General features: G+C 70.5%; 20 protein-coding genes. 7 read left to right on the forward strand and 13 right to left on the reverse strand.

Going from position 1 to position 25,599, the window contains the following annotated elements:
- Positions 1 to 20: 20 nt before the first annotated feature.
- From OHB00_RS41160 to OHB00_RS41175, 4 genes are read left to right on the forward strand one after another with little or no spacing between them, the layout of a single operon-like run.
- Positions 21 to 1,853 carry an RICIN domain-containing protein gene (locus OHB00_RS41160; RefSeq protein WP_406442752.1) on the forward strand — a complete coding sequence of 611 codons (1,833 nt, stop codon included), beginning with the start codon at positions 21 to 23 and terminating at the stop codon, positions 1,851 to 1,853.
- A gap of 46 nt (positions 1,854 to 1,899) precedes the next feature.
- The gene (locus tag OHB00_RS41165) at positions 1,900 to 4,305 is read left to right on the forward strand and encodes a ricin-type beta-trefoil lectin domain protein (protein ID WP_406442754.1); all 2,406 of its coding nucleotides are present in this window, start codon (positions 1,900 to 1,902) and stop codon (positions 4,303 to 4,305) included.
- A 53-nt stretch (positions 4,306 to 4,358) separates the two neighbouring features.
- On the forward strand, positions 4,359 to 6,341 hold the full coding sequence (locus tag OHB00_RS41170; RefSeq protein ID WP_406442756.1) for an alpha-L-fucosidase: 1,983 nt from the start codon (positions 4,359 to 4,361) through the stop codon (positions 6,339 to 6,341).
- 51 nt (positions 6,342 to 6,392) lie between these two features.
- Positions 6,393 to 7,727, forward strand: a complete 1,335-nt coding sequence (locus tag OHB00_RS41175; protein ID WP_406442758.1) for a ricin-type beta-trefoil lectin domain protein — start codon at positions 6,393 to 6,395, stop codon at positions 7,725 to 7,727.
- Between the two features lie 52 nt (positions 7,728 to 7,779).
- On the opposite strand, the gene OHB00_RS41180 is transcribed toward OHB00_RS41175, so the two are convergent.
- Positions 7,780 to 8,481 (reverse strand): FadR/GntR family transcriptional regulator, encoded by a 702-nt coding sequence (locus tag OHB00_RS41180; protein WP_406442760.1) that lies wholly within the window; start codon positions 8,479 to 8,481, stop codon positions 7,780 to 7,782.
- Between the two features lie 337 nt (positions 8,482 to 8,818).
- Here OHB00_RS41180 and OHB00_RS41185 point away from each other — a divergent pair, with 337 nt between their 5' ends.
- On the forward strand, positions 8,819 to 11,050 hold the full coding sequence (locus OHB00_RS41185) for an alpha-L-fucosidase (RefSeq protein ID WP_406442761.1): 2,232 nt from the start codon (positions 8,819 to 8,821) through the stop codon (positions 11,048 to 11,050).
- A 96-nt stretch (positions 11,051 to 11,146) separates the two neighbouring features.
- On the opposite strand, the gene OHB00_RS41190 is transcribed toward OHB00_RS41185, so the two are convergent.
- From OHB00_RS41190 to OHB00_RS41245, 12 genes are all read right to left on the reverse strand, one after another.
- The gene (locus tag OHB00_RS41190) at positions 11,147 to 11,866 is read right to left on the reverse strand and encodes a FadR/GntR family transcriptional regulator (RefSeq protein WP_406442763.1); all 720 of its coding nucleotides are present in this window, start codon (positions 11,864 to 11,866) and stop codon (positions 11,147 to 11,149) included.
- Positions 11,857 to 12,867, reverse strand: coding sequence for an aldo/keto reductase (locus tag OHB00_RS41195; protein ID WP_406442765.1), 1,011 nt, complete (start codon positions 12,865 to 12,867; stop codon positions 11,857 to 11,859). Before OHB00_RS41195 ends, OHB00_RS41190 begins: the two co-directional genes overlap by 10 nt.
- Positions 12,868 to 12,890: 23 nt before the next feature.
- Positions 12,891 to 13,928: a PfkB family carbohydrate kinase gene (locus OHB00_RS41200; RefSeq protein ID WP_406442767.1), complete on the reverse strand. Its 1,038-nt coding sequence runs from the start codon at positions 13,926 to 13,928 to the stop codon at positions 12,891 to 12,893.
- On the reverse strand, positions 13,925 to 14,554 hold the full coding sequence (gene eda / locus OHB00_RS41205) for a bifunctional 4-hydroxy-2-oxoglutarate aldolase/2-dehydro-3-deoxy-phosphogluconate aldolase (protein ID WP_406442768.1): 630 nt from the start codon (positions 14,552 to 14,554) through the stop codon (positions 13,925 to 13,927). Before eda ends, OHB00_RS41200 begins: the two co-directional genes overlap by 4 nt.
- Positions 14,551 to 15,312 carry an SDR family oxidoreductase gene (locus tag OHB00_RS41210; protein WP_406442770.1) on the reverse strand — a complete coding sequence of 254 codons (762 nt, stop codon included), beginning with the start codon at positions 15,310 to 15,312 and terminating at the stop codon, positions 14,551 to 14,553. Before OHB00_RS41210 ends, eda begins: the two co-directional genes overlap by 4 nt.
- On the reverse strand, positions 15,309 to 16,352 hold the full coding sequence (locus OHB00_RS41215; protein WP_406442772.1) for a zinc-binding dehydrogenase: 1,044 nt from the start codon (positions 16,350 to 16,352) through the stop codon (positions 15,309 to 15,311). Before OHB00_RS41215 ends, OHB00_RS41210 begins: the two co-directional genes overlap by 4 nt.
- Positions 16,349 to 16,786 (reverse strand): RbsD/FucU family protein, encoded by a 438-nt coding sequence (locus OHB00_RS41220; protein ID WP_406442774.1) that lies wholly within the window; start codon positions 16,784 to 16,786, stop codon positions 16,349 to 16,351. Before OHB00_RS41220 ends, OHB00_RS41215 begins: the two co-directional genes overlap by 4 nt.
- Positions 16,787 to 16,798: 12 nt before the next feature.
- Complete coding sequence (locus OHB00_RS41225) at positions 16,799 to 17,686, reverse strand: amidohydrolase family protein (protein WP_406442775.1); 888 nt, start codon at positions 17,684 to 17,686, stop codon at positions 16,799 to 16,801.
- Complete coding sequence (locus tag OHB00_RS41230) at positions 17,679 to 19,004, reverse strand: L-fuconate dehydratase (RefSeq protein ID WP_406442776.1); 1,326 nt, start codon at positions 19,002 to 19,004, stop codon at positions 17,679 to 17,681. The genes OHB00_RS41225 and OHB00_RS41230 overlap by 8 nt, the downstream gene beginning before the upstream one ends.
- A 92-nt stretch (positions 19,005 to 19,096) precedes the next feature.
- Positions 19,097 to 20,137 carry an ABC transporter permease gene (locus OHB00_RS41235; protein WP_294002259.1) on the reverse strand — a complete coding sequence of 347 codons (1,041 nt, stop codon included), beginning with the start codon at positions 20,135 to 20,137 and terminating at the stop codon, positions 19,097 to 19,099.
- A gap of 4 nt (positions 20,138 to 20,141) precedes the next feature.
- Positions 20,142 to 21,707 (reverse strand): sugar ABC transporter ATP-binding protein, encoded by a 1,566-nt coding sequence (locus OHB00_RS41240; protein WP_406442778.1) that lies wholly within the window; start codon positions 21,705 to 21,707, stop codon positions 20,142 to 20,144.
- 46 nt (positions 21,708 to 21,753) lie between these two features.
- Positions 21,754 to 22,818, reverse strand: coding sequence for a sugar ABC transporter substrate-binding protein (locus OHB00_RS41245; protein WP_133024447.1), 1,065 nt, complete (start codon positions 22,816 to 22,818; stop codon positions 21,754 to 21,756).
- A 681-nt stretch (positions 22,819 to 23,499) separates the two neighbouring features.
- Here OHB00_RS41245 and OHB00_RS41250 point away from each other — a divergent pair.
- Together OHB00_RS41250 and OHB00_RS41255 are read left to right on the forward strand one after the other, a co-directional pair.
- Positions 23,500 to 23,841, forward strand: a complete 342-nt coding sequence (locus OHB00_RS41250) for a metalloregulator ArsR/SmtB family transcription factor (RefSeq protein ID WP_294002219.1) — start codon at positions 23,500 to 23,502, stop codon at positions 23,839 to 23,841.
- Positions 23,838 to 25,550, forward strand: coding sequence for a SulP family inorganic anion transporter (locus OHB00_RS41255; protein ID WP_406442780.1), 1,713 nt, complete (start codon positions 23,838 to 23,840; stop codon positions 25,548 to 25,550). Before OHB00_RS41250 ends, OHB00_RS41255 begins: the two co-directional genes overlap by 4 nt.
- The last annotated feature ends 49 nt before the right edge of the window (positions 25,551 to 25,599 follow it).

Genomic DNA, 25,599 nt, shown 5'->3' on the forward strand with positions numbered 1-25,599 from the left:
CCCCGACCCAGGAGGATCGGATGAGGATGAACGCGCGACCCGGCCTTCCGGCCCTGGTGACCGGCATCGTCCTGACACTCGTGCTGGCGCTGCTGACGACGGCCCCGAGCCGGGCCGCCTCGGGCACGTCGCTGAGCGTCGACCTGGCCTCGACCCGGGGACCGTCTACCGGCGTGGGGGAGGGGTTCCTCTACGGCATCAGCCAGGACGGCACCCAGCCCGCCGACCAGTTCCTGCAGCCGCTGGGGATCAACGCGTTCCGCGGCGGCGGATGGTTCTCCGGCGGTTGGATCAGGGACGGCTACCAGTACGGGTCGGCGACCCGGGCCGACCTCGACTCGATCACCGCGCAGGCCCGGCGGCTCACCCGGCCGCCCTACCACGCGCAGTACCAGGTGCTGGTCAGCGACATCTACGGCGCCAACGGCGGCCAGCCCTCGAACACCAGGTATCCGTGCGACAACGGCGACTGCTCGAACTGGATCAGCTTCGTCGACGCCACGGTGGGGGCCCTGCAGGCGACGGGACTCACGTTCTCCTACGACATCTGGAACGAGCCGGACATCTCCGTGTTCTGGACCCGGGGCGTCAACAGCGCGCAGTACTTCCAGATGTGGGACACCGCCTACCGGGAGATCCGGCGCCTCGCCCCCGGGGCGCAGATCGTGGGGCCGTCCCTCGCCTTCACCCCGCAGCGCAACCCGGGGGAGTGGCAGACCTGGCTCGCACACGTGAAAGCGGCCGGGACCGTCCCCGACATGATCAGCAACCACAACGAGGGCGACGTCGACGACCCCGTCACCGTCGCCCAGACCCTGCGCACCTCCCTCAGCGCGGCGGGCATCGGCCCGCTGCCGCTCTCCTCGAACGAGTACCAGCCCGCCGACCGGCAGACCGCCGGAGTGACGGCCTGGTACCTGGCCCGGTTCGCGCAGTCCGGGTACACCAACGCCATGCGCGGCAACTGGGTGTGCTGCACCACCCCGAACCTGACGGGAGTGCTCACCCAGAGCGGGGGCACCTGGCAGCCGACCGGCAACTGGTGGGCGCTTCGGGACTACGCCGACATGACGGGAACCCTCGTCGGCACCTCCGGGCAGGTCGGCTCCACGGCCATCGCCGCTTCCAAGGACTCCGCCGCCGAACGCGCCGTGGCGCTCATCGGTGACTCCAACGGGTACACCGGCGCCGCGTCCGTGACCTTCGACGAGCTGTCCTTCGTGCCGTGGCTGACGAACGCGGGCAGCGTCCACGTCACCGTGCACCGCATCCCGGACCAGGCGCCGCTCGGTGCGCCGCAGACCGTGTACGACCAGAACGTGAGCGCATCCGGTGGCTCGCTCACCGTGCCGCTCACCTTCCAGGCAACGCACGACGCGTTCGCCGTCTACCTGACCCCGGCCTCCGCCGGCGGCACGGGCTTCCCGGACGGCTACCACCAACTCGTCGTCGCCGGCGACAACCTGTGCCTGGACGTGTACGGCGACTCCACCGCCGCGGGCGCCGCGGTCGACCAGTGGACCTGCAACGGCCAGGGCAACCAGCAGTTCCGGTTCCTGCCGGCCGCGGGCGGTTACGGCGAACTGCGCGCCCGGCACTCCGGCCAGGACGTGGCGGTCGCCGGCGCCTCCACGACGCCGGGCACCCCGGACATCGTCCAGCAGGCCCCCGGCACGGCCGCCGGCGCCCTCTGGCTGCCCGTGCGCCAGTCAGACGGCTCCTACGCCTTCCAGAACCGCAACAGCGGCCTGTGCCTGGACGTCTACGGCGCCGGCAGCACCCCTGGCCAGCAACTGGACCAATGGCAGTGCAAGAACGCGCCGGGCACCAACCAGGACTTCGTCGTCCGCTGATACCGCACCCGACGCGGACCCCACCGACCTGCGAAAGGAACCCACCGTGTCAGCAATCAGACGGCTGCTGCGGCGCCTGCGCGCCTCGACCGCCGTGCTCACGGGCCTCCTCCTGGCCGTCGGCGGCCTTGTCGGCACCGTCGCCGCCCCGGCGCACGCCGCCACCTCGATCACCATCAACGGGGCGTCCGGCGGACGGACCTTCGACGGCGTCGGCGCGATCAGTGGGGGCGGCGGCAACAGCAGACTCCTGATCGACTACCCCGAGCCCCAGCGCGGCCAGATCCTCGACTACCTCTTCAAGCCCGGCTACGGGGCCTCCCTGCAGATCCTCAAGGCCGAGATCGGCGGGGACACCAACTCCACCTCCGGCGCCGAGCCGAGCCACCAGCACACCCGCTCCGACCTGAACTGCGACCGGGGCTACGAATGGTGGCTCATGGAGCAGGCCAAGGCCCGCAACCCGGACATCAAGCTCTACGGGCTCGCCTGGGGCGCGCCGGGCTGGATCGGCGGCGGGAACTTCTGGTCCACCGACATGGTCAACTACCTGGTCTCATGGCTGGGCTGCGCCAAACAGCACGGCCTCGCCATCGACTACCTCGGCGGATGGAACGAGCGAGGCTACAACGTCTCCTGGTACGAGCAACTGCGCAGCGCGCTCAACTCCAACGGCTACGGCAGTGTCAAGATCGTCGCGGCCGACTCGGACTGGTCCGTGGCCAACGACGTCAACTCGAACTCGTCGTTCGCCGCAGCGGTGAGCGTCATCGGCACGCACTACCCCTGCGGTTACCGCTCCTCCCAGTCCAACTGCTCGGTGCCGTCGGCCGCCACGTCCTCCGGCAAGCCCCTGTGGGCCAGCGAGAACGGCTCGGACGACTACAACGGGGGAGCACCCGCCATGGCCCGCGGCATCAACCGCGGATACATCGACGGCCGGATGACCGCGTATCTCAACTGGCCGGTGGTCGCGGCGATCACGCCGAACCTGCCGTACCCCACCATGGGCCTCGCCCTGGCCTCCCAGCCCTGGTCCGGCCACTACGCGATCGGCAAGAACACCTGGGTCATGGCGCACACCAGCCAGTTCACCGCCCCGGGCTGGAAGTACCTCGACTCCTCCAGCGGCTACATCGGCGGCAACCGGAACAACGGCAGCTACGTCTCGCTGAAGTCCCCCGGCAACTCCGACTACTCCACCGTCATCGAGACGATGGACGCCGCCAGCGCACAGACCCTGAACTTCGACGTCGCCGGAGGCCTGTCCAGCGGAACCGTCCACGTCTGGTCGACCGACGTGAACTCATCGAACCCGGCCGACTACTTCGTGCACACCGCCGACGTCACCCCCTCCGGCGGAGGCTTCAGCCTGACCGTGCAGCCCCATCGCGTCTACACCCTGACCACCACGACCGGGCAGGGCAAGGGCACCGCCACCGGCCCCGCCCAGGGCGCCATGAGCCTGCCGTACGAGGACACCTTCGACGACTACGCCACCGGTACCGAGGCGAAGTACCTCATGGACTGGCAGGGCGCCTTCGAGGTGACGGCCTGCGGCGGCGGCCGCGGCGGCAAGTGCGTGCGCCAGATGAGTCCCCAGAAACCGATCACCTGGGACGCGCTGTCCGATCCGCACGCCCTGCTCGGCGACGTGGGCTGGAGCAACTACACCGTCTCCTCCGACGTGCTGCTCGAACAGCCGGGATACGCCGAGCTGATCGGCCGCGCGAACGGCCAGGACTACAGCAGCACCGGCGGACTCGACGCCTACCACCTGCGGGTGAGCGACACCGGTGCCTGGTCGATCCTGAACTCGGGCACCAACGGCACCGTCTCCCCCCTCGCCCACGGCACGACCACGGCACTGGGCACCAACCGGTGGCACACTCTCGCCCTCACCTTCTCCGGGACCACCATCAGCGCCGCCATCGACGGTTCCACGGTCGGCTCCGCCGACGACCGCACCTGGGCCGGCGGACAGGTCGGCTACGCGACCGGCCAGGGCGAGACGGCACAGTTCGACAACCTCTCCGTCACCCCCGGCAGCGGCGGCGGAGGAGGTACGACCGGCCCGATCGTCGGAGCCGCCTCCGGCCGGTGCGTGGACGTGCCCAACCAGTCACAGACCCCCGGAACCAAGGTGGAGCTGTGGGACTGCAACGGCGGCAGCAACCAGCAGTGGACCAGCACACCGGCCGGTGAGATCCGGGTCTACGGCAACGCCTGCCTGGACGCGGCGGGCAGCGGCACCAGCCCCGGCACCAAGGTCGACATCTCCGGGTGCACCGGCGGCAGCAACCAGAAGTGGACGCTCAACGCCGACGGCACGATCACCGGCGCCCAGTCCGGCCTGTGCCTGGACGCCACCGGCGCGGGAACGGCCAACGGCACCCTGCTGGAGCTGTGGACGTGCACCGGCGCCGGCAACCAGACGTGGACGCGCGAGTGACCGGTGCCGGCCGGGAACGCCCACCCCGTCAACGGACTTGGAAGGACCCCCACATGACTTCCTCCCCCCGCCCGATCAGCCGCCGCCGCATGCTCGCGGCGACCGGCGCGGCCACGGCCCTCGGCCTGCTGCGGTTCGCACCTCAGGCCGCCGCCACCGACGGCCCCGCGAGTTACACCGCGAGCTGGTCCTCCGTGGACCAGCACCCCCCGGCGCCGGCCTGGTTCAAGGACGCCAAGTTCGGCATCTACTACCACTGGGGCGCCTTCAGCGTCCCGGCGTTCGGCAACGAGTGGTATCCGCGCAACATGTACATCGGCGGCTCAAGCGAGAACCAGCACCACATCGCCACCTACGGCGACCCCTCGGTGTGGCCGTACCACAACTTCATCGACGGCGCCCGCGACAAGGCGGGCAACTACGTGCAGTTCGCCCCCAGACTCGCCTCCCAGGGCGGCAATTGGGACCCGGACGCCTGGGCCCGGCTGTTCAGGTCCGCGGGCGCCCGGTTCGCCGGCCCGGTCGCCGAGCACCACGACGGCTTCTCGATGTGGAACAGCCGCGCCAACCCGTGGAACTCCGTCCAGCACGGCCCCCGGCTCGACCTGGTCGCCCTGCACGCCCAGGCCATCCGCGCCCAGGGCCTGAAGTTCATGGCCTCGCTCCACCACGCCTACCACTTCAACGGCTACTACGACCACGTGCCGGCCCAGTCCGACCCGGCCCTGCGCATCCTCTACGGACAACAGGGCTCAGCGGCCGAGAACAAGCTCTGGTACGACAAGCTGGTCGAGGTCATCGACGGTTACCAGCCCGACCTGCTCTGGCAGGACTTCGACCTGAACCTGGTGCAGGAGTCCTACCGGCTGCAGTTCCTCGCGCACTACTACAACCAGGCGGTCGCCTGGAACAAGGACGTGGTCGCGACCTACAAGGACGGCCTCGACAACAAGGGCGAGGTCTTCGACTTCGAGCGCGGCGGCCCGGCAGGACTGCTCACGCCCTACTGGCTGACCGACGACAGCATCTCCTCCTCCAGCTGGTGCTACACGGTGGGCATCGGCTACTACACGACGCAGGCGCTGCTGCACTCGCTGATCGACCGGGTCAGCAAGGGCGGCACCATGCTGCTGAACATCGCCCCGACGGCCGACGGCACCATCCCCTCCGCACAGCAGTCGATCCTGCTCGCCATGGGGGACTGGCTCGGCCGCTTCGGAGAGGCGGTCTACGGCACCCGCTCCTGGTCCGCTTACGGCGAGGGCCCCACCAAGATGGGCGGGGGCTCCTTCAGCGGACCGGTGGCAGGCAAACCGCAGGACGTCCGCTTCACCCGCAGTCAGGACAACAAGGTCCTCTACGCCACCACGCTGGGCTGGCAGGGCGCGACCACCACCATCACCACGCTGAACTCCAACCAGATCAACCTCAGCAGTCTGACCGGCGCCCAACTGCTGAACAACGCCGCCGGCACCTACGTCAACCTGCCCGCACCGACGCAGGACGCCTCCGGCCTGCACCTGACCATGCCCTCGACGAACCCGCCGTTCACCGCCCTGGCGTACACGGTCAAGCTCACCTTCTCCGGCGACATCCCCGTCCTCGGCGCACCGGGCGGTTCCACGACCTGGGTGAAGATCGCCAACGTGACCAGCGGACTGGTGCTCGACAGCGGGGGCAACGTCGCCTCCGGCTCCAACCTCAAGCAGTGGAACTACGACGGAAGCGCCAACCTGCAATGGCAGCTCGTCGACCTCGGCAACGGGTACTGCCGCCTCATGAACCGCGCCAACGGCATGGCCGCCGACAGCTGGGGCAACGCCGCCAACGGCGCTCCCGCCCGCCAGGAGGCGTGGAACGGCGGCAACAACCAGCAGTGGTCGCTGAACAGCCTGGGCGACAACCGCTACCAGATCATCAACCGCGGCACCGGCACCGCCCTGGACGGCAGCGGCAGCACCACGGTGGGCTCGACCACGGTGCTGTGGACGCCGAACTCCAGCACCAACAACGAATGGACCATCACCGGCGTGTGAACCGTCCGCGCGACCGAAGCCCCTCCCTCGACCACGGAAGAAGGAGCGCGCATGAAACGCACACCACTCTTACTGTCCATCGCGGCTGCGATACTCCTCGTCCTGTCAGCTGCCGGCACCTCGATCGGCAACGGCCTCGGAGCCCTCAGGCCGGCCGCAGCCGCCGCGGCCACCGCCGGCTGCGGCAAGGCCCCCACACTGACGAGCGGTACCCACACCATCCAGAGCGGCGGCCAGACACGCAGTTACATCCTGAGGGTCCCCGCCGGCTACGACAGCAACCACCCCTACCGGCTGATCTTCGGCTTCCACTGGCGCGGCGGCACGGCGGCCGACGTCGACTCGGGCGGAACGGACGGATACAACTGGTCCTACTACGGCCTGCGGCGCCTGGCGGACAGCGCGAACAACGGCACGATCTTCGTCGCCCCGCAGGGCATCGGCAACGGCTGGGCCAACTCCGGCGGTCAGGACGTGGCCTTCGTCGACACCATGGTCAGCCAGATCGAAGCGGGCCTGTGCGTCGACACCACCCAGTTGTTCTCCGCGGGCTTCAGCTACGGCGGTGCCATGTCGTACGCCCTCGCCTGCTCCCGGGCGACCGTCTTCCGCGCCGTCGCGGTGTACTCCGGCGCGAACCTCAGTGGCTGCAACGGCGGCAACCAGCCCATCGCCTACATGGGACTGCACGGCCTCAGGGACGACGTGCTGCCCATCCAGTCGGGACGGGACCTGCGCGACACCTTCGTGCGGACGAACGGCTGCACCCCGCAGAATCCGCCCGAACCGGCCTACGGAAGCCTGACACACATCATCACCACCTACTCAGGATGCAGGTCCGGATATCCCGTCGTCTGGGCCGCGTTCGACGGAGCAGGCCACGACCCCGGCCCCGTCGACGGCTCCACCGGTGACGGCTGGCGCACCTGGACCTCTGCCGCGGTGTGGCAGTTCTTCACCCAGTTCGACTCGAACCAGCCGCCGCCTCCGCCGTCCACCGGCGACCAGCAGATCATCGGTCAGCAGTCGGGACGCTGCCTCGACATCGACAACTCCACGACCGCCAACGGCACACAGGCACAACTGTGGGACTGCAACGGCGGCTCCAACCAGCGGTGGAGCTACTCCGGCGGAAAGCAACTGGTCGTCTACGGAAGCAAGTGCCTGGGTGCAGGCCCGTCCGCCGGCAGCGGCAGCCCGGCGGCGATCTGGGACTGCAGCGGGCAGGCGGACCAGCAATGGAACGTCAATCCGGACGGCACGATCACAGCAGTGCGGTCGGGACTGTGCCTGGACGCCAACGGCCAGGCAACCGGCAACGGGACGAAGGTCCAGCTGTGGACCTGCACGGGCGGCGCCAACCAGCACTGGCGCCTGCAGAACTGACGGGCGCGCCCGGACACGGCGCCGGGCCCGGCCGGAAACCAGCCCCCGTTCGCTACGCCTGTGGGGTGCTTGATCGCAGGTGCTCGCGGAGCCAGTGCTCGGTGTTGCTGACGTGCAGCAGGGCCGCGGCCTGGCTCACCGCGGCGTCGCGGGTGCGGAGGGCGTTGTAGATCGCCTCGTGTTCGGCGAGGGTCCGCCCGGCGGACTGGTCGTCCAACTGGCCCCGCCAGATCCGGGCGCGCAGGGTACGGCCCGAGATGCCCTCGAGCAGGGTGAGCAGGCTCTCGTTGCCGGTGGCCGCCACGACCGAGCGGTGGAAGGCCGCATCATGGACGTTGAGCCGCTCGACGTCGTCACTCGCCTCCCGCATCGCGTCCAAGTGGCCCTTGACCTCGGCCAGTTGGTCGTCGGTGATCCTGGCGGCGGCCAGTCCGGTGGCGAGCGGTTCGAGCAGTCGCCGGACCTCCATGAGATCCAGCAGGGCGCCCGTGTCGCTCTGGAGGAGCTCCACGGCGCCGCCGAGTCCCTCCAGCAGCAGGCTGGGCTGGAGACTGGTCACATACGTGCCGTCGCCTCGCCGTACCTCGAGCACCCGGGCCACGGCCAGTGCCTTGACCGCCTCGCGGGCGAGGTTGCGGGAGAGGCCCAGCTGGGCGGCGAGCTCCGGCTCCGGGGGCAGCTTCGCGCCCGGCGGCAGTGCGCCGGAGCGGATGAGCTCACGGATCTGCCCGATGGCCCTGTCTGTCAGGGACAACGTGAGCTCCTTCCGTGAGCGCGCGGTGTGGTCCGGTGCGCGAGTGACCGGGGCGGCGCGTCGAGTGTGTGCCGCCGATGATACCGGGGGCCGTGGCGGGCTGTCGGTGGAGCAGCTCTCTACCCGAAACATTGTATGTTTGCCGGTAAATAAATACCAGCAAAAGCGACATAAAGCTAAAAAACTCACGGTGAGAAGCTGTTTTCATCCCTGCACGCCCGTTGACATGGCGATGACACATGGCGGACCTTCTTCCGTAACGGCCGGCGCAACGGGTGGTGGCCGTCGCGCCGGTTCCACCTCTCCCGTCTGCCTTCGTCCGTCACAGGGATGGCCCATGCCCAGTTCGATCAACAGACGTCAGTTCCTCGCCGGTGCCACCTGCGTGGCCGCGGCAGCCGTCACGGGGGGAGTGCTCGGCGCCGGCACCGCACAGGCCGCGCCCAGCACCTACACACCCACGTGGGCTTCGGTGAACCAGCACCCGCCCGCCCCGGAGTGGTTCCAGGACGCCAAGTTCGGCATCTACTTCCACTGGGGCGTCTTCAGCGTCCCCGCGTACGACAGCGAGTGGTACCCCCGCAACATGTACATCAGCGGGAGCAACGCCAACACGCACCACGTCGCGACCTACGGCGACCCCTCCGTGTGGCCGTACCACAACTTCATCAACGGGGCGAACGACAAGGCGGGCCACTTCACCCAGTTCGCGCCCAGACTCAAGTCCGCCGGAGGGAACTTCGACCCCGACGAGTGGGCCCAGCTGTTCGTCGACGCCGGGGCGAAGTTCGCGGGACCGGTCGCGGAGCACCACGACGGATTCTCCATGTGGGACTCGCAGGTCAACGAGTGGAACTCGGTCGCCAAGGGTCCCAGGCTGGACCTGCTGAAGCTGTTCACCACGGCGATCCGCGCCAAGAACCTCAAGCTGCTGGTGGCCATGCACCACGCCTACAACTTCAACGGCTACTACGACCACGTGCCCGCCCAGACCGACCCCAGCCTGAAGAAGCTCTACGGGCAACTGGGCTCCACCGCCGAGAACCAGCTCTGGTACGACAAACTCAAGGAGGTCGTCGACCGCGCCCAACCGGACATCCTCTGGGAGGACTTCGACCTGACCAAGGTCGACGAGACGCAGCGCCTGAACTTCCTGTCGTACTACTACAACCAGGCCAATGCCTGGGGCAAAGAGGTCGTCGCCACCTACAAGGACGGCTTCAACGGCCACGGCGAGGTCTTCGACTACGAGCGCGGCGGCCCGGCCGACCGGACCGCGCCCTACTGGCTCACCGACGACAGCATCTCCAGCTCCAGCTGGTGCTACACGCAGGGGATCGGCTACTACAGCACCCAGCAGATGCTGCACTCCCTGATCGACCGGGTCAGCAAGAACGGCAACATGCTGCTGAACATCGCGCCGATGGCCGACGGCACGATCCCCCAGGGGCAGAAGGACGTGCTGCTCGGCATCGGCGACTACCTGAAGCGTTTCGGGGAGTCGATGTACGCGACGCGTGCCTGGACGCAGTACGGAGAGGGGCCGACCCGGATGGGCGGGGGCGCGTTCACCGCCCCGCTCGTCGGCACCGCACAGGACATCCGCTTCACCCGCAGCAAGGGCAACACGGTGCTGTACGCCACCGTGCTGGGCTGGCCCGGCAGTTCACTGAAGATCAGGACCCTGAGCTCGGACCGCATCAACGTCTCCTCGCTCACCTCGGTGAAGCTGCTCGACTCGACCGCCGGCAGCTACATCAACCTCGCCGCGCCGACGCAGGACTCCTCCGGGCTGACCGTGACGCTGCCCTCCTCGGCGCCGTACACCGCGGGCGCCTACGTCCTGAGGCTCAGCTTCTCCGGCCAGATCCCCCCGCTGCGGCCGGCGGTCGGTGCCGTGGTCTACCAGGACGTCAACTACTCCGCGAACTACGCGGTGCTCGACCCCGGCACCTACACGGCCGAGCAGCTGCAGCTGGCCGGCGTGGACCCCCAGAGCATCTCCTCCCTGAAGCTGGCGGCCGGCAACCAGATCATCGCCTACAGCGGCGACAACTTCACCGGCACCTCCTGGACCTTCACCGCCGACAACCCCGACCTCAGGGTCACCGGCCAGAACGACCAGATCACCTCCCTGAAGGTGCAGTTCGATCCGGCCGCCTACTTCCGCATCACCAACGTCACCGACGGTCTGGCCCTGGACAGCGGGGGAAACGTCGCGTCGGGATCCAACCTCAAGCAGTACACCTGGGACGGCAGCCCCAACCTCCAGTGGCAGCTCGTGGAGGTCGGCGGCGGCTACTACAAGCTGGTCAACCGCACCAACGGCATGGTCGCCGACGGCTGGGGCGCCACCTCCGACGGCTCCCCGGCCCAGCAGGCGGCCTGGAACGGCAGCAACAACCAGCAGTGGACGGTCACCCACCGCGGAGAGGGCATGTGCACCATCGCCAACCGGGCCACCGGACTGGTCCTGGACGGCGGCGGGAACGTGGCCTCCGGCTCCGTCACCAAGCAGTGGGGCTACGGCAGCAGCACCAACCTGCTGTGGACCTTCACCGCCCAGTGACACGGGCGTGAAGGCGGCGAACTGAGGGACTGCCCGGACGGAGAACCGTCCGGGCAGTCCCTCACTCACGGTTGCGGCGGCGCGGACGCCTCGGTCTCATCCAAGGGATCCCGTCACCCGCAAGGCCTCCGTGGACTCCAGGTGCTTCCGCAGCCACTGCTCGGTGTTGTTGACGTGCACCAGGGCCGCGGCATGGCACAGCACGGCGTCACGCGCGGCCAGGGCCGCGTAGATCGCCTCGTGTTCCGCGAGCGTACGGGCCGCCGCGCGGGTGTCCACCAGACCACGCCAGATCCGCGCGCGCAGGGTGCGGCCCGAGATGCCCTCCAGCAGGGTGATCAGTGTTTCGTTCCCGGTGACGTCCACGATCGCGCGGTGGAACGCCACATCGTGCGCGTTGAGCCGCTCGACGTCGTCGCGCGCCGCGCGCATGGCGTCCAGATGCCGCTTCACCTCCGCCAGTCTTTCGTCCGACAGCCGGGCGACGGCCAGGGCGGTGGCGGCGGGTTCGAGCAGCCGCCGCACCTCCATGAGGTCCAGTACGGCACCGGGGTCGCCCTGGAGCAGTTCCACCGCGCCACCGAGGCCCTCAAGAAGCAGGCTCGGCTGCAGGCTGGTGACGTACGTGCCGTCGCCTCGCCGGATCTCCAGCACGCGCGCCACGGCCAGCGCCTTCACCGCCTCGCGTGCGAGGTTGCGGGAGAGCCCGAGCTGGGCGGCCAGCTCGGGCTCGGGAGGCAGCTTCGCGCCCGGAGGCAGCGCCCCGGAGGCGATGAGTTGGCGGATCTGGGTGATCGCCTTGTCGGTCAGGGACACGGCCGACTCCTCTCCTCGGTCGCGAAGGGGGCCTCGGCGCGGAGGAGCCCTTGGTCGCGCAGGTCGTGCCAGAGCTCCTGGGGGACGGGCTGTTGGTGCAGCAGCGCGTTGCGGCGGACCTGCTCGGGGTCGCGCATGCCGAGGGTGACGTTGATGACGTGGGGGTGGGTGAGGGGGAAGGCGATGGCGGCGGCGGGCAGGGTGGTGCCGTGGGCCTCGCAGACGTCGGCGATGGTGCGGGCGCGGTCGAGGAGTTCGGGTGGGGCGGCCTGGTAGTCGTACTTCATGCCTTCGGTGGGGCGGTCCTGGGAGAGGAGGCCGGAGTTGAAGACGCCGACGGCGATGACGGCCTTGCCGTGTTCCTGGGCGGTGGGCAGGACGTCGTCGAGGGCGGACTGGTCGAGGAGGGTGTAGCGCCCGGCGAGCATCACGAGGTCGGCGGCGGTCTCGCGCAGGAAGCGGGCGAGCATGGCGGACTGGTTCATGCCGGCGCCGATGGCTCCGATGACGCCTTGGTCGCGTAGTTCGGCGAGGGCGGGCATGGCCTCGTCGGCTGCCTGTTGCCAGTGGTGGTCGGGGTCGTGGAGGTAGACGATGTCGAGGCGGTCCAGGCCGGTGCGCTGCAGTGTCTCCTCGATGGAGTGCAGCACGCCGTCGCGGCTGAAGTCCCATTGGCGGCGCAGGTCGTCGCGGACGACGAAGCCTTCGGTGTCGACGCCTTGGGGGTGTTCGTTGGGGACGAGGAGTCTGCCGACCTTGGAGGAGATGACGTACTGATCGCGGGGCCGGTCGCGCAGGGCGGCGCCCAGGCGGTGCTCGGAGAGGCCGAGGCCGTAGTGGGGGGCGGTGTCGTAGTAGCGGATGCCCGCGTCCCAGGCGGTGTCGAGGGCGGCCGCCGCGTCCTCGGCGCTGGTGGTGCGGAAGAGGTTGCCGATGACGGAGGCACCGAAGCCGAGCTCGGTGACCTGGACGGCGGTGGTGGGGATCGTACGGCGGCGCAAGGGGTGCTCCCGGGAGGGGTGGTTCAGCGTCGGACGTGTGCCGAGGCGCCCGCGAGGAGCGCCTCGACCTCGGCGAGGGTGGCCATGGAGACGTCACCGGGCGTGGTCATGGTGAGGGCGCCGTGCGCGGTGCCGTAGGCGAGGGCGCGCTCCAGGCCCGCACCGGTGAGCAGGCCGTAGACGAGTCCCGCGGCGAAGCCGTCGCCGGAGCCGATGCGGTCCAGGACGTGCAGACCGGGCATGCGGGGGCCGCTGACCAGACCCGTCTCGGATGACCAGGCGAGCGAGGACCAGTCGTTGACCCCGGCCGAGGGCACTTCGCGCAGAGTCGTCGCCAGCACTCTCGCCTGCGGCAGCAGGGGCGCGACCGAGGCGAGCGCCTCGGGTACCTCGTCGTCGGTCAACCGCACGGCGCCCGGATGTGGGCCCGCGAGTCCTAGGGCACCCACGACGACGTCGGCGTGCCGGGCCAGGCGCAGGTCGGTCTCGCGGGCGCGTTCGGCGCCACCCCGGCCGTCCCAGAGGCTGGGCCGGTAGTTGGGGTCGTAGGAGACGGTGACGCCGTGGCGGCGGGCGGCCGCCATGGCCTCGTCGGCGACGTCGGCGGTGGTGTCGGACAGCCCGGCGAAGATCCCGCCGGTGTGGAACCAGCGCACTCCGGCCGAGAACACCGCGTCCCAGTCGACGTCCCCCTTGCGCAGCTGGGAGACGGCGGTGTTCGCGCGGTCGCTGACGCCCAGCGCCCCGCGGATGCCGAAGCCGCGCTCGACGAAGTTCAGGCCGTTGCGGGCCGTGCGTCCCATGCCGTCCGCCGCGACCCAGCGAATGTGCGAGGTGTCGACGCCGCCCTGGAGGATCAGGTCCTCCACGAGTCGGCCCACCGCGTTGTCGGCGAGGGCGGTGACGACGGCGGTGCGCAGTCCGAAGCAGCGGCGCAGTCCGCGGACGACGTTGTACTCGCCGCCGCCCTCCCAGACCTGGAAGGTGCGGGCGGTACGGATCCGGCCCTCCCCGGGGTCGAATCGCAGCATCACCTCGCCCAGGGCGATCACGTCGGTCACGGTGCCGTCCTCTCCACCGCCTCGGCGGTCAGCCGGCGGATCTCGTCGTGCGCGCGGCGTTCGAGATGGCCGGGCGTGGCGATCCAGCTGCCGCCCACGGCGAGGACCGAGGGGTGGCCGAGGTAGGCGGGCAGCTGGTCGGGCCCGATGCCACCGGTCGGGACGAAGCGCGCCTGCGGGAAGGGGGCGGCCAAGGCGCGGAGCATTGCGGTGCCGCCGAGCGGTTCGGCGGGGAACAGCTTGACCGTGTCGAGGCCCGCCTTCAACGCGCGCATCAACTCGCTCGCCGTCGCCACGCCCGGCACGACCGGCACCCCCAATTCGCCTGCTTTGACGATGACTTCATCGTCGAGACCTGGCGAGACGAGGAACTGGGCCCCGGCCGCCACGGCCCGTTCCGCCTGCTCGGCGTTGAGCACGGTGCCGGCTCCGACGGTCAGAGCGCCGTGCGCCGCCATCGCCCTCACGACCCGCTCGGCGTCCGGCGTGCGGAAGGTGACCTCCGCGCAGCGGGCGCCGCCCGCCGCGAGTGCGTCGGCCAGGGGGCCGGCACTCGCGGCGGACGCCACGGTGAGCACGGGCAGCAGCCGCGACCCCGCCAGTACGGAGGCCAGGCCGGCGGTCATCGGCCGAGCCATCCGCCGTCGACGGGCAGGGTGGTGCCGTGGACGTAGTCGGAGGCGGGGGAGGCGAGGAAGACGGCGGCGCCGCCGAGGTCGTCGGCGGTGCCCCAGCGTCCGGCGGGGATGCGCTCCAGGATGGCCCTGCTGCGGGCCGGATCGTCCTGGAGGGCCTGGGTGTTGTCGGTGGCGATGTAGCCGGGGGCGATGGCGTTGACGTTGACGCCGTGCGGCGCCCACTCGTTGGCCAGTGCCTTGGTCAGTCCGGCGATGCCGTGCTTGGCGGCGGTGTAGCCGGGAACGGTGATGCCGCCCTGGTAGCTGAGCAGGGAGGCGGTGAAGACGACCTTGCCGTGTCCGCGGGCCACCATGGTGGCGCCCACGGCCCGGGTGAGCGCGAACTGCGCGGTGAGGTTGACCTGCAGCACCAACTCCCAGTCCGCGTCGCTGTGCCGGGCGGCCGGCGTGCGGCGGATGGTGCCCGCGTTGTTGATGAGGATGTCCACCGGGCGCTCGCGCCCGGCGAGGTCGTCGCCCAGGGCGCGTACGGCTGCGGGGTCGGCGAAGTCGGTGCGGATCGCTTCGAACGAGCGCCCGGCGGCCAGCACGTCCTTCTCCACCTGGCTGCCGGACTCCTCCAGGTGGGCGCTGACACCGATGATGTCGGCACCGGCCTGGGCGAGGGCGCGGGCCATCGCGTGCCCGATGCCGCGGCGGGCGCCGGTGACGACGGCGAGCTTCCCGGTGAGGTCGAAGGCGCTCATACGGTGGCTCCCCGGGTGTCGTCGGTGCAGTCCACGAGGATCTTCATCACGTCTCCGCCGCTCTCCAGCGCCTCGAAGGCGGCCGGTGCCTCGGCCAGCGGCACGATCTTGGTGATCAGGCGCTGGGCGGGGATCGTGCCGTCGGCGACCAGGGCGACGGCCCGCTCGAAGTCGCCGCGTTCGTACAACCGGGCCCCGACGAGGGTGAGTTCACGCCAGAAGAAGCGGTGCAGGTTGATCTCGCGGGGCCGTGGGTGGATGGCGACCAGGCACAGCCGGCCGCGCACGCCGAGGACGTCGACGGCGGTGTCCACGCCGCCCGCCGCGCCGGAGACCTCGAAGGCGACGTCCGCTCCGGCCTCGCCCGTCCACCGCTGGACGAGTTCGGTGATGTCGGCTGCGGCCGGGTCCCACGTGCTCAGGCCCAACTCCTCGGCGAGCAGCCTGCGGTGGGCGTTGAGTTCGACCACCCGTACCTCGGCGCCGGCGGCGCGCGCGACCAGGGCGATGAGCATGCCGACGGGGCCGCCGCCGACCACGACGACCTTCTCGCCGTCCTTCACCGCCGCCCGGCCCACGTCGTGCACCGCGACCGCGGTCGGTTCGACGAGTGCGGCCCGGTCCAGGGGCAGGGTGCCGGGCAGGCGGATGAGGGTGGCGGCGGGCACGGTCCAGCGCTGCTGCATGGCGCCGGGGGAGTCGATGCCGATGAAGTCCAGGTGCTGGCAGATGTGCTGGTGACCGGCGCGGCAGGCGGGACAGGTGTCGTCCCAGCGCAGGGGCATCACGGTGACCGCGTCGCCGGGCTGCCAGCCCTCGACGCCGGGCCCGACGCGGACGACCCGGCCGGCCATCTCGTGTCCGAGGACGGCGGGCGCGGCGACGCGGGCGTCCATGTCGCCGTGGAAGATGTGCAGGTCGGTTCCGCAGATGCCGACGTAGGCGGGGGCGAGTTCCACTTCGCCGGGGCCGGGCTCGGAGGCGGCGGCGGGCGCGGTGTCCAGGGTGCGGGCCGCGATGTAGCGGACGGCGAGAGTCATCGTGGGGTCAGGGTCCCTTCCGCGCGGACGCCGATGGTCAGCAGCAGGTTGGCGTAGGTACGGGTGTCGCCGGTGACGACGGCGAGTGCCAGGTCGGGGGAGCGGGCGGCGTCGTAGAACGCGAAGCGGCCGAGCGTGTCGACGGGCACCGGCGCCAGTCGGGACCGGTACTCGGCGATGGCCGCCGGCTCCGGCTCGCCCTCGGGCGGCACCATCACCTGCGCCGCCTCCACGGGCAGGGCGCGCAGCAGCACGTCCAGGACGGTGGTGACGTCGAGGGTGCCGGGTGCCAGGTTGAGGTGGACGCTCCTGGCTCGTTCGCCGACGGCGGTGCTGGCGGGGTAGTGGCCGTCGGCGAGCAGGACACGGGCGCCGTGTCCGGCTCCGGCCAGTGCTTCGAGGATGCCGGGGTGCAGCAGTTCGGTCAGCAGCACGCAGTGCTCTCCTTACGTGTCGTTCTCGTGGTCGGACAGCCGGTAGAAGGCGGTCGCCGTGTCGCAGAGCACCGCCTGCCTCTCGTGCGGTGAGCAGTCGTTCAGCAGTTGTTCGGCGGCGGCCGCCCAGCGGGCCCAGCCCCCGGCGAGGACGCAGACGGGCCAGTCGGAGCCGAACATCAGCCGCTCGGGGCCGAAAGCGGCCAGCAGGGTGTCCCACACCGGGCGGATGTCCTCGAGCGTCCACCTGGCGTGGTCGGCCTCGGTGATCAGTCCGGAGACCTTGCACCGCACCTGCGGGTGGCCCGCCAGCACGCGCACCGTGCGCATCCAGTCGGGGAGCGTGGGCTGTCCGATGGGCGGTTTGCCCGCGTGGTCCAGCACGAGCGGGAGGTCCGGGAAGCGCTGGGCGAGGCGGATCGCCTGGTCGAACTGGTGGCTGCGGATGAGCACGTCGTAGCCGAGGCCCCGGTCCCGTACGGCGCGCAGGCCCCGCTCGACGGACGGCTGCTGCAGCCACTCCGGGTCGGACTCGCCCTGGACCAGGTGGCGCAGGGCCCGCAGATACCCGCCCCCGGGCCCGGAGCGCAGTTCGTCGAGTACGTCGCCGACCGCGGGGGAGGTCAGGTCCGCCCAGCCGACCACCGCGCCGACCAGCGGGTCCTGGGCGGCGAGGTCGAGCAGCTCCGCCGTCTCCGCCACGGAGGTGACGCACTGCACGACCACCGTGCTCGTCAGCCGGCGTCCCGCCAGGGGCCGGTCGGCGGCCCGTCGCAGGTCCTCGATGCCGTGGCTGCGGCGGATCGGCTCGTGGCCCGGTGCGTCGAGCCAGGCCTGGGGCCGGCGGTCCAGGTCCCACACGTGGTGGTGGGCGTCGACCAGGGGCAGCGGTTCAGACACGGGCGGACCAGACCGGGCCGTCGGGGTAGCTGTACTCCTTGAGGGAGGCGGGGTGCATCTGCGCGCTCAGTCCGGGCAGAGTCGGGGCGAGGTAGTGGCCGTCGACGATGCGGACCGGGTCGACGAAGTGCTCGTGCAGGTGGTCGACGTACTCGATGACCCGGTCCTCGGTGGTGCCGGAGACGGCGACGTAGTCGAACATCGACAGGTGCTGCACCATCTCGCACAGGCCGACGCCGCCGGCGTGCGGGCAGACGGGCACGCCGAACTTCGCGGCCAGCAGCAGGATGGCGATGTTCTCGTTGACGCCGCCGACGCGGGCGGAGTCGATCTGCACGATGTCGACCGCGCCGGCCTGCAGCAGCTGCTTGAACACGACCCGGTTGGCGATGTGTTCGCCGGTGGCGACCTTGATGGGGCTGAGTGCCCTGCGGACGGCGGCGTGGCCGAGGATGTCGTCGGGGGAGGTGGGCTCCTCGATCCAGTACGGGTCGTAGGGGGCCAGGGCCCGCATCCAGTCGATGGCGGGCTGGACGTCCCATCTCTGGTTGGCGTCCACGGCGATCCGGATGTCCGGGCCGACGGTCTCGCGGGCGGTGCGCAGGCGCCGTATGTCGTCCTGCAGGTCGGCGCCCACCTTCAGCTTGATCTGCGTGAAGCCGTCCGCGACGGCCTCACGGGACAGCCGGGCCAGCTTCTCGTCGGAGTAGCCGAGCCAGCCGGGGGTGGTGGTGTAGGCGGGGTAGCCCTGCTCGAGGAGGCGGGCGATGCGCCGCTCACGGCCGGGCTCGGCCCGGCGCAGGATGTCGAGCGCATCCTCCGGCGTGAGGGCGTCGGACAGCCAGCGGAAGTCGACCTGGGCGACCAGCTCCTCCGGCGACATCTCGCCCAGCAAGCGCCACACCGGCTTGCCCGCCCGCTTGGCGGCCAGGTCCCAGGCGGCGTTGACGACCGCGCCGGTCGCCATGTGGATGGCGCCCTTCTCCGGCCCCAGCCAGCGCAGTTGGGGGTCGTGGACCAGGGAGCGGGCGAAGGCGCCGAGGTCGGAGCAGACCTGTTCCACGGACAGGCCGACCACGTGCGGGGCGAGGGTGGCGATGGCGGCGGCCTGGGCGTCGTTGCCGCGTCCGGTGGTGAAGGCCAGGGCGTGGCCCTCCAGCCCGTCGCCCGCGTCGGTGCGCAGGACCACGTAGGCGGCCGAGTAGTCGGGCTCGGGGTTCATGGCGTCCGAGCCGTCGAGGTGTTCGGAGGTCGGGAACCGCACGTCCAGGACGTCCAGGGCGATGATGCGGGCTGACGGGGGCACGGGGGAGGACATGGCGGCAACTCCTGTGAGGGGCAGGGGAGACGGGTCCCCCTGCGACGAGACGTGAACGCGGCGGAGGCAGGGCGGCCGGTGGGCCGCCCGGGTCACTCCTGGACCTTGCCGCCGGTGATGCGGGAGATGGCGAGGGCGACCAGGATGATCAGGCCGTTGAGGGCGCCGATCCACTGGGCGGGGACACCGGCCAGCGTCAGCACGTTCTGGATCATGAAGAGCAGCAGGATGCCGCAGAACGCGCCGAACATGGTGCCCCTGCCGCCGTTGAGACTGATGCCCCCGATGACGGCGGCGGCGAAGACGGTGAAGATGTAGCCGTTGCCCTGCGCGGAGGCGACCGAGGCCAGGCGTCCGGAGAGCATCAGCCCCGCGAGGGCGGCGAGCACGCTGCCGGTGACGATGACGATCCACAGCACCCGGTCGGTGCGGATGCCGGCCGCCTTCGCCGCGTCGACGTTGCCGCCGATGGCGTACAGGGAGCGGCCGAAGCTGGTCCAGCCGAGCACCACGATCGCGACGGCGAACAGGGCCAGGCAGATCCAGATCGAGGCGGGCATGCCGAACCATTCGGCGGTGCCGGTGTAGAGCATCGACTGCGGCAGCTGGAAGAAGGTCTGACCGCCGGAGATGCCGGTGAGGATGCCGCGCAGCACGATCAGCATGCCGAGCGTGACGATGAAGCCGTTGAGGCCGAAGCGGATGATCAGCAGCGAGTTGATCACGCCGACGAGCGCGCCCACGGCGAGGGTGAGGGGGACCGACCAGGCGCCGGGGAGCAGACCGAGTCCGTGCCCGGCGCCGGCCGGGACGACCAGCCAGGCCGCGACGCCCGGCGCCAGACCCATGGTGGACTCCAGGGACAGGTCCATCTTCTTGACGATCAGGATCATCGTCTGGGCGAGGACCAGCAGGGCCATCTCGGACATGGTCTGCAGGACGTTGATGAGGTTGTCGGCCTGCAGGAAGACCGGGTTGACGATCTGTCCGACGATCGCGATGACGACGATCGCCGGAACGAGCGCCAGGTCGCGCAGCCGGGCGAGGGGGATCCGGCCGCCGAGCAGCGCGGTGCGCCTCTGCCCGGTCTCCACGGCCTGGGCGGCGGCGTCCGCGAGGACGGTTTCAGGCATTGCTTCAGGCATGCAGGTCCACTCCTTCCATCGCGGCCACGAGGTCGTGGTCGTGCCAGCCGCGTGGTATCTCGGTCGTGACCCGGCCCTGGAACATCACCAGGATCCGGTCGCACATGCGCAGGTCGTCGAGTTCGTCGGAGGCGATGAGCACTCCGGTGCCGGACTCGGCGGTCTCCTCGACCTTGCCGAGGAGGAACTCCTTGGAGCGCACGTCCACGCCGGCGGTCGGGTTGATCAGGACCAGCAGCCGCGGGTCGTCGGCCAGGGCGCGCGCCATGACGACCTTCTGCTGGTTGCCGCCGGACAGGGCGGAGACGGGCAGCTCCGGTCCGGGGGTCTTGATGGCCAGGTTCTCGATCATGCCCTCGGCCAGCCGGTCGCGCCGTCCGCGGCTGAGGAAGCCGTTCCTGCCGAGCCGCCTGGGCACGGACAGGGTCGCGTTGTCGGCGATCGACATGTCCGGCACGAAGCCCTGGTGGTGCCGGTCCTGCGGAACGAACCCGGCGCCGGCCGCGAGCGCGTCGGGCACGCTGCCCGGCCGGGGCCGGCGCCCGGAGATCTCCAGGTCCCCCCTCGCGGCGGCGCGCAGGCCTACGACGGTCTCGGCGACCTCCGTACGTCCGCTGGCGGCGGCGCCCGCGAGGCCGACGATCTCCCCGGCGCCCACCTGGAAAGTGACGTCGGTGTAGGTGTCGTCGCTGCTCAGACCGTGCACGGTCAGCGCGGGCACGCTGCTCTTGTCCAGTCTGGCGGTGCGCTCCTGGCGCCGGTCTGCCGCGGCCTCACCGGTCATGGCGGCGACCAGCTCGGTGCGGGGCAGTTCCGCGACCGGCGCGGTCACGATGTGCGCCGCGTCGCGGAACACCGTCACCATGTCGCAGATCTCGTAGACCTCCTGCAGGTGATGACTGATGAACAGGAAGGTCACGCCCTGGCGTTGCAGGTCGCGGATGCGGTCGAAGAGCCGGTTGATCGCCGCCGCGTCGAGCTGCGCGGTGGGCTCGTCGAGGATGATGAACCGGGCCCCGAAGGACAGCGCCCGGGCGATCTCGACGAACTGCCGCTGCTCGACGCTGAGGTCGCCGGCCGGGGACTGCGGGTCGACCTCCACCGACCAGGCCGACAGCAGCTCCTGGGCCCGGCGGCGTACGCCGGTCCAGCTGATGAGCCGGTGGGGGCCGTGGTGGTGCCGGTTCAGGAACAGGTTCTCGGCGACGGTCAGTGTGGGGATGATCGTCGACTTCTGGTAGACGCAGGCGACGCGCCGGCGCCAGGCGTCGCGGTCGCTGAGCCGCGGCGCGGGGTCGCCACCGAAGGTGACCGTCCCCTCGTCGGGGGCGTGCAGGCCCGTCAGGACGGACACGAGGGTCGACTTGCCGGCCCCGTTGCGGCCGACGAGTGCGTGGGTCTCGCCGGGCCGGATGGTGATCCGGGCGCCGTTCAGGGCCACCGTCGGACCGAATCGTTTGACTATGCCCGTCGCCTCGACGACGGGCGGGGCCGCGGAGGCCCGCCCGTCGTCCGCCGGGGCGGGCGCGGGGGTGACAGTACGCTCCCCGTCGCTCATCTCAACCGCCTTGTTCTGGATAGCCGTTGGTCCCTGACCGGGCAGGTCAGCCGAGGTGGTTGCCCCACAGCGACGTGTCGTCGCTCTTGACGCTGGGAACGCCGCCGTAGGTGCCGCCGTCGGCGGTGACCAGGGGAGCGGAGAGCTGGTCCTCCAGCAGACCGTCACGGACCTGGATGATCGTGCTGTCGTGGTCGGTCTTGCCCGGCTTGAACGTCTTCCCGTCGATCGCGGCCTTGAGGTAGTACAGCGCGTACTTGGCGTACAGGTCGGCGGGCTGGGAGACGGTGGCGTCGATCTTGCCCGCGGCGATGTCCTTGAGCTCCTCGGGGATGCCGTCGTTGGACACGATGAAGACGTGCTTCTTGTCCTTCGGATCCACCAGCAGGCCCTTCTGCTTGAGCACCTGCAGCGTGCCGGACAGGCCGAAGCTGGATTCCATGTAGACGCCCTTGATGTCCGGGTTGGCGGTCAGGTCCGTCTGCAGTTTCTGCGCGGCGACCGCGCCGTCCCAGTTCGTGGCCTCGCCGAACACCTTGATGCCGGGGTAGTTCTTCTTCATGCAGTCGTTGAACGCCTCGGTGCGGTCACGGCCGTTGATCGAGTCGAGGCCGCCCTCGAGCATGACGACCTTGCCCTTGCCGCCGAGTTTCGTGCCGAGGAACTGACAGGCCTTCTCGCCGTACGCGCGGTTGTCGGCCCGCACCACCATGAACACCTTGCCGGTGTCGGGACGGGTGTCGACGGTGACGACGGGGATCTTCTTCGCCTCCAGCTGCGCCAGGGTCGGCGCGATGGCGGCGGTGTCCTGCGGCGCCATCGCTATGCCCTTGACGCCCTGGCTGATGAACGTCTGCGCGTTGGCGGTGAGCTTGGCGACGTCGTTCTGGGAGTTCGTGGTCTTCAGGGACAGGCCGAGCTGCTTCGCGGAGTCGGGCGTGTACTTGATGTAGGAGTTCCAGAAGTCGGTGTCGGACCGCGGGTAGTCGACGCCCACGAGCGGCTTGTCGCTCGACGAGGCGGACGTGCCGGAGCCGCTGCTGCACGCGCTGAGCAGCGTCAGCGCACAGACGACGGACGCGGTGGAGCTGAGTGCGGTTCTGATTCTCATGGGTACTTCCTCGCGCTGGTCCCGGAGCGGGGTTGTTACACCGATGCGACGGTTGGGTGTCGCTAACAGAGAGATGGGATGTTTATAGGGTGGGCCCGGAGGGGTTGTCTAGAGGCGGGAAGAAGAAGCTGGAGAATTCCGCCTGATCGCTCGACTGGGGGTTCCCATCATGGGATGTCGACAAGAGATCCATCCCATCAATGTTGTGAACCTGTGATGGGATGTCTCTTGCATCAGATCGCTCGATGGCGGCGTCCGGGCGGGGGCGGCGCCCGGCACCCGGCGGCCGACCCGCTCGGAGGCCGGTCAGCCCTCGGCCCCCGTGCGCGCCGGCGACTGGCGGGCCCACGCCGGACGCCCCTGCGGAAGCACGTACTCACCGGGCACGGTCATCAGCAACGGCCGAGCGCTGACGGCACCGATGTCGCGGCGCCGGCTCTCCACCGGCCGTGACCGCCCCGCGACGGCCCCACCCGCCTCCGCTTCGGCATGGCCGTCCACCCTCGTTGCCGTCGGAGTCTCCCCCCTCCGACGGCAGGGTTCGGGACGGCATCCTGATGAGGAATTGCAAATTTTCGCAATTGCCTAGATGCTTAGTTCATCGTGATCGCAAGTTGCTGCGGATGCAGCTTTTCCCTGTCCGTCTTGTGGGGCGGGGCTCGCAGGCGAAGGTGAGGGGTCGTGTCCGTTCCGCTGTACCAGGCGAAGGCGGAGTTCTTCCGGATGCTTGGGCATCCCGTGCGGATCCGGGTCCTGGAGCTGCTGCAGGACGGGCCGATGCCGGTGCGGGACCTGCTGGCCGCGATCGAGGTGGAGCCCTCCGGCCTGTCGCAGCACCTGGCGGTGCTGCGCCGCTCGGGGATCGTCACCTCGGCCCGCGAGGGCTCGACCGTCGTCTACGAGCTGGCCGGGGGCGACGTCGCGGACCTGATGACGGCCGCGCGGCGAATCCTGACCGAGATGCTCGCCGGACGGAACGAACTACTGGTCGAGTTGCGGGACGCGGAGGTCGCCAAGCAATGACACGGTGGATCGGCCGGGCCGGCTCCCGGATCACCTCACTGCTGCCCGCCCGTACCGACCTGGCTCAGGCATGCCGCAACCCGCGACGGGACCTGCTCGCCGGGCTGACCGTGGCCATCGTGGCGCTTCCCCTGGCCCTCGGTTTCGGTGTCTCCTCCGGGCTGGGCGCGGAGGCGGGTCTGGCGACCGCTGTCGTGGCGGGCGCCCTCGCCGCCCTCTTCGGCGGATCCAACCTCCAGGTGTCGGGGCCGACCGGCGCCATGACCGTGGTCCTCGTCCCCATCGTCGGCCGGTACGGCCGGACGGGTGTCCTCACGGTCGGCCTGCTGGCCGGCGTGATGCTGGTGGCGCTCGCCGTACTGAAGGCCGGGCGGTACATGCAGTACATTCCCGCGCCCGTGGTCGAGGGCTTCACTCTCGGCATCGCCTGCGTGATCGGTCTCCAGCAGATCCCGAACGCCCTCGGCGTGCCCAAGCCGGAGGGCGACCGGGTGCTGGTGGTGACCTGGCGGGCGGTCGAGGAGTTCACCGGGTCCCCGAACTGGACGGCCGTCGGCCTCGCCGCCGCGGTGGCCGCCGTCATGCTGGCCGGCGCGCGCCTGCGGCCAGCCGTACCGTTCTCCATCCTGGCCGTGACCGCCGCGACCGTGGTCGCGCAGGCCGCCCACCTGGATGCCGCCAAGCCGATCGGTGACCTGCCCTCCGGACTGCCCGCGCCCTCGCTCGCCTTCCTCGATCTCGGCTCGCTGGGTTCCCTGCTCGCCCCGGCCGTCGCGGTGGCCGCGCTCGCCGCCCTGGAGTCCCTCCTGTCGGCGTCGGTCGCCGACGGCATGACGGTCGGCCAGAGGCACGACCCCGACCGGGAGCTGTTCGGCCAGGGCCTGGCGAACATCGCTGCTCCGCTCTTCGGCGGTGTCCCGGCGACCGGCGCGATCGCCCGTACCGCGGTCAACGTCCGCACCGGCGCGAGCTCACGGCTCGCCGCCCTCACCCACGCCGCCGTTCTCGCCGTGATCGTCTTCGCCGCCGCACCGCTGGTCTCGAGGATCCCGCTCGCCGCGCTCGCCGGCGTGCTGCTCGCCACCGCGGTCCGCATGGTCGAGGTGGGCTCGCTCAGGGCCCTGGCGCGGGCCACCCGCTCCGATGCGCTGATCCTTGTCCTGACCGCCGCCGCGACCCTCGCTCTCGACCTCGTGTACGCGGTCGTCCTCGGCCTGGCCGTCGCGGGTGCCCTCGCCCTGCGCGCGGTCGCGAAGCAGGCGCGCGTCGACAAGGTGCCGCTCGACCGGGGCGACCACGGCGCCGAGGAACACGCCCTGCTGGCCGAGCACATCGTGGCCTACCGCATCGACGGCCCGCTGTTCTTCGCCGCCGCCCACCGTTTCCTGCTGGTACTGGCCGAGGTGGCCGACGTCAGGGTCGTCATCCTGCGGATGTCCCGGGTGTCGACCATGGACGCCACCGGTGCCCTCGTCCTCAAGGACGCCGTCCAGAAACTGCGCCGACGCGGCATCACCGTCCTCGCCTCCGGCATTCGCCCCGGCCAGCGCCGGGTCCTGGACTCCCTCGGCGTGCTGGACCTGCTGCGTGACGAGGGCCGGGAGTACACCACCACACCCGAGGCGATCGCGGCCGCCCGCGCCCATCTGGAGACGGCCGGAGTCCTGCCCGCCCTTCCCGCGCAGCAGCCTCGAACCTCCAGCACTTGACCATGATCCGGCCCGCCTGACAGGCGTGGGGGCAGGGCCGACTGACCGT

The sequence above is a fragment of the Streptomyces sp. NBC_00631 genome (assembly GCF_045206895.1).
In the GTDB taxonomy this organism is placed as follows: domain Bacteria; phylum Actinomycetota; class Actinomycetes; order Streptomycetales; family Streptomycetaceae; genus Streptomyces.

Coding starts and splice junctions, on each gene's coding strand:
- OHB00_RS41160 (WP_406442752.1), top strand. CDS start 21: ATGAGGATGAACGCGCGACCCGGCCTTCCGGCCCTGGTGACCGGCATC.
- OHB00_RS41170 (WP_406442756.1), top strand. CDS start 4,359: ATGACTTCCTCCCCCCGCCCGATCAGCCGCCGCCGCATGCTCGCGGCG.
- OHB00_RS41175 (WP_406442758.1), top strand. CDS start 6,393: ATGAAACGCACACCACTCTTACTGTCCATCGCGGCTGCGATACTCCTC.
- OHB00_RS41185 (WP_406442761.1), top strand. CDS start 8,819: ATGCCCAGTTCGATCAACAGACGTCAGTTCCTCGCCGGTGCCACCTGC.
- eda (WP_406442768.1), bottom strand. CDS start 14,554: ATGACCGCCGGCCTGGCCTCCGTACTGGCGGGGTCGCGGCTGCTGCCC.
- OHB00_RS41210 (WP_406442770.1), bottom strand. CDS start 15,312: ATGAGCGCCTTCGACCTCACCGGGAAGCTCGCCGTCGTCACCGGCGCC.
- OHB00_RS41215 (WP_406442772.1), bottom strand. CDS start 16,352: ATGACTCTCGCCGTCCGCTACATCGCGGCCCGCACCCTGGACACCGCG.
- OHB00_RS41230 (WP_406442776.1), bottom strand. CDS start 19,004: ATGTCCTCCCCCGTGCCCCCGTCAGCCCGCATCATCGCCCTGGACGTC.
- OHB00_RS41235 (WP_294002259.1), bottom strand. CDS start 20,137: ATGCCTGAAACCGTCCTCGCGGACGCCGCCGCCCAGGCCGTGGAGACC.
- OHB00_RS41240 (WP_406442778.1), bottom strand. CDS start 21,707: ATGAGCGACGGGGAGCGTACTGTCACCCCCGCGCCCGCCCCGGCGGAC.
- OHB00_RS41245 (WP_133024447.1), bottom strand. CDS start 22,818: ATGAGAATCAGAACCGCACTCAGCTCCACCGCGTCCGTCGTCTGTGCG.
- OHB00_RS41255 (WP_406442780.1), top strand. CDS start 23,838: ATGACACGGTGGATCGGCCGGGCCGGCTCCCGGATCACCTCACTGCTG.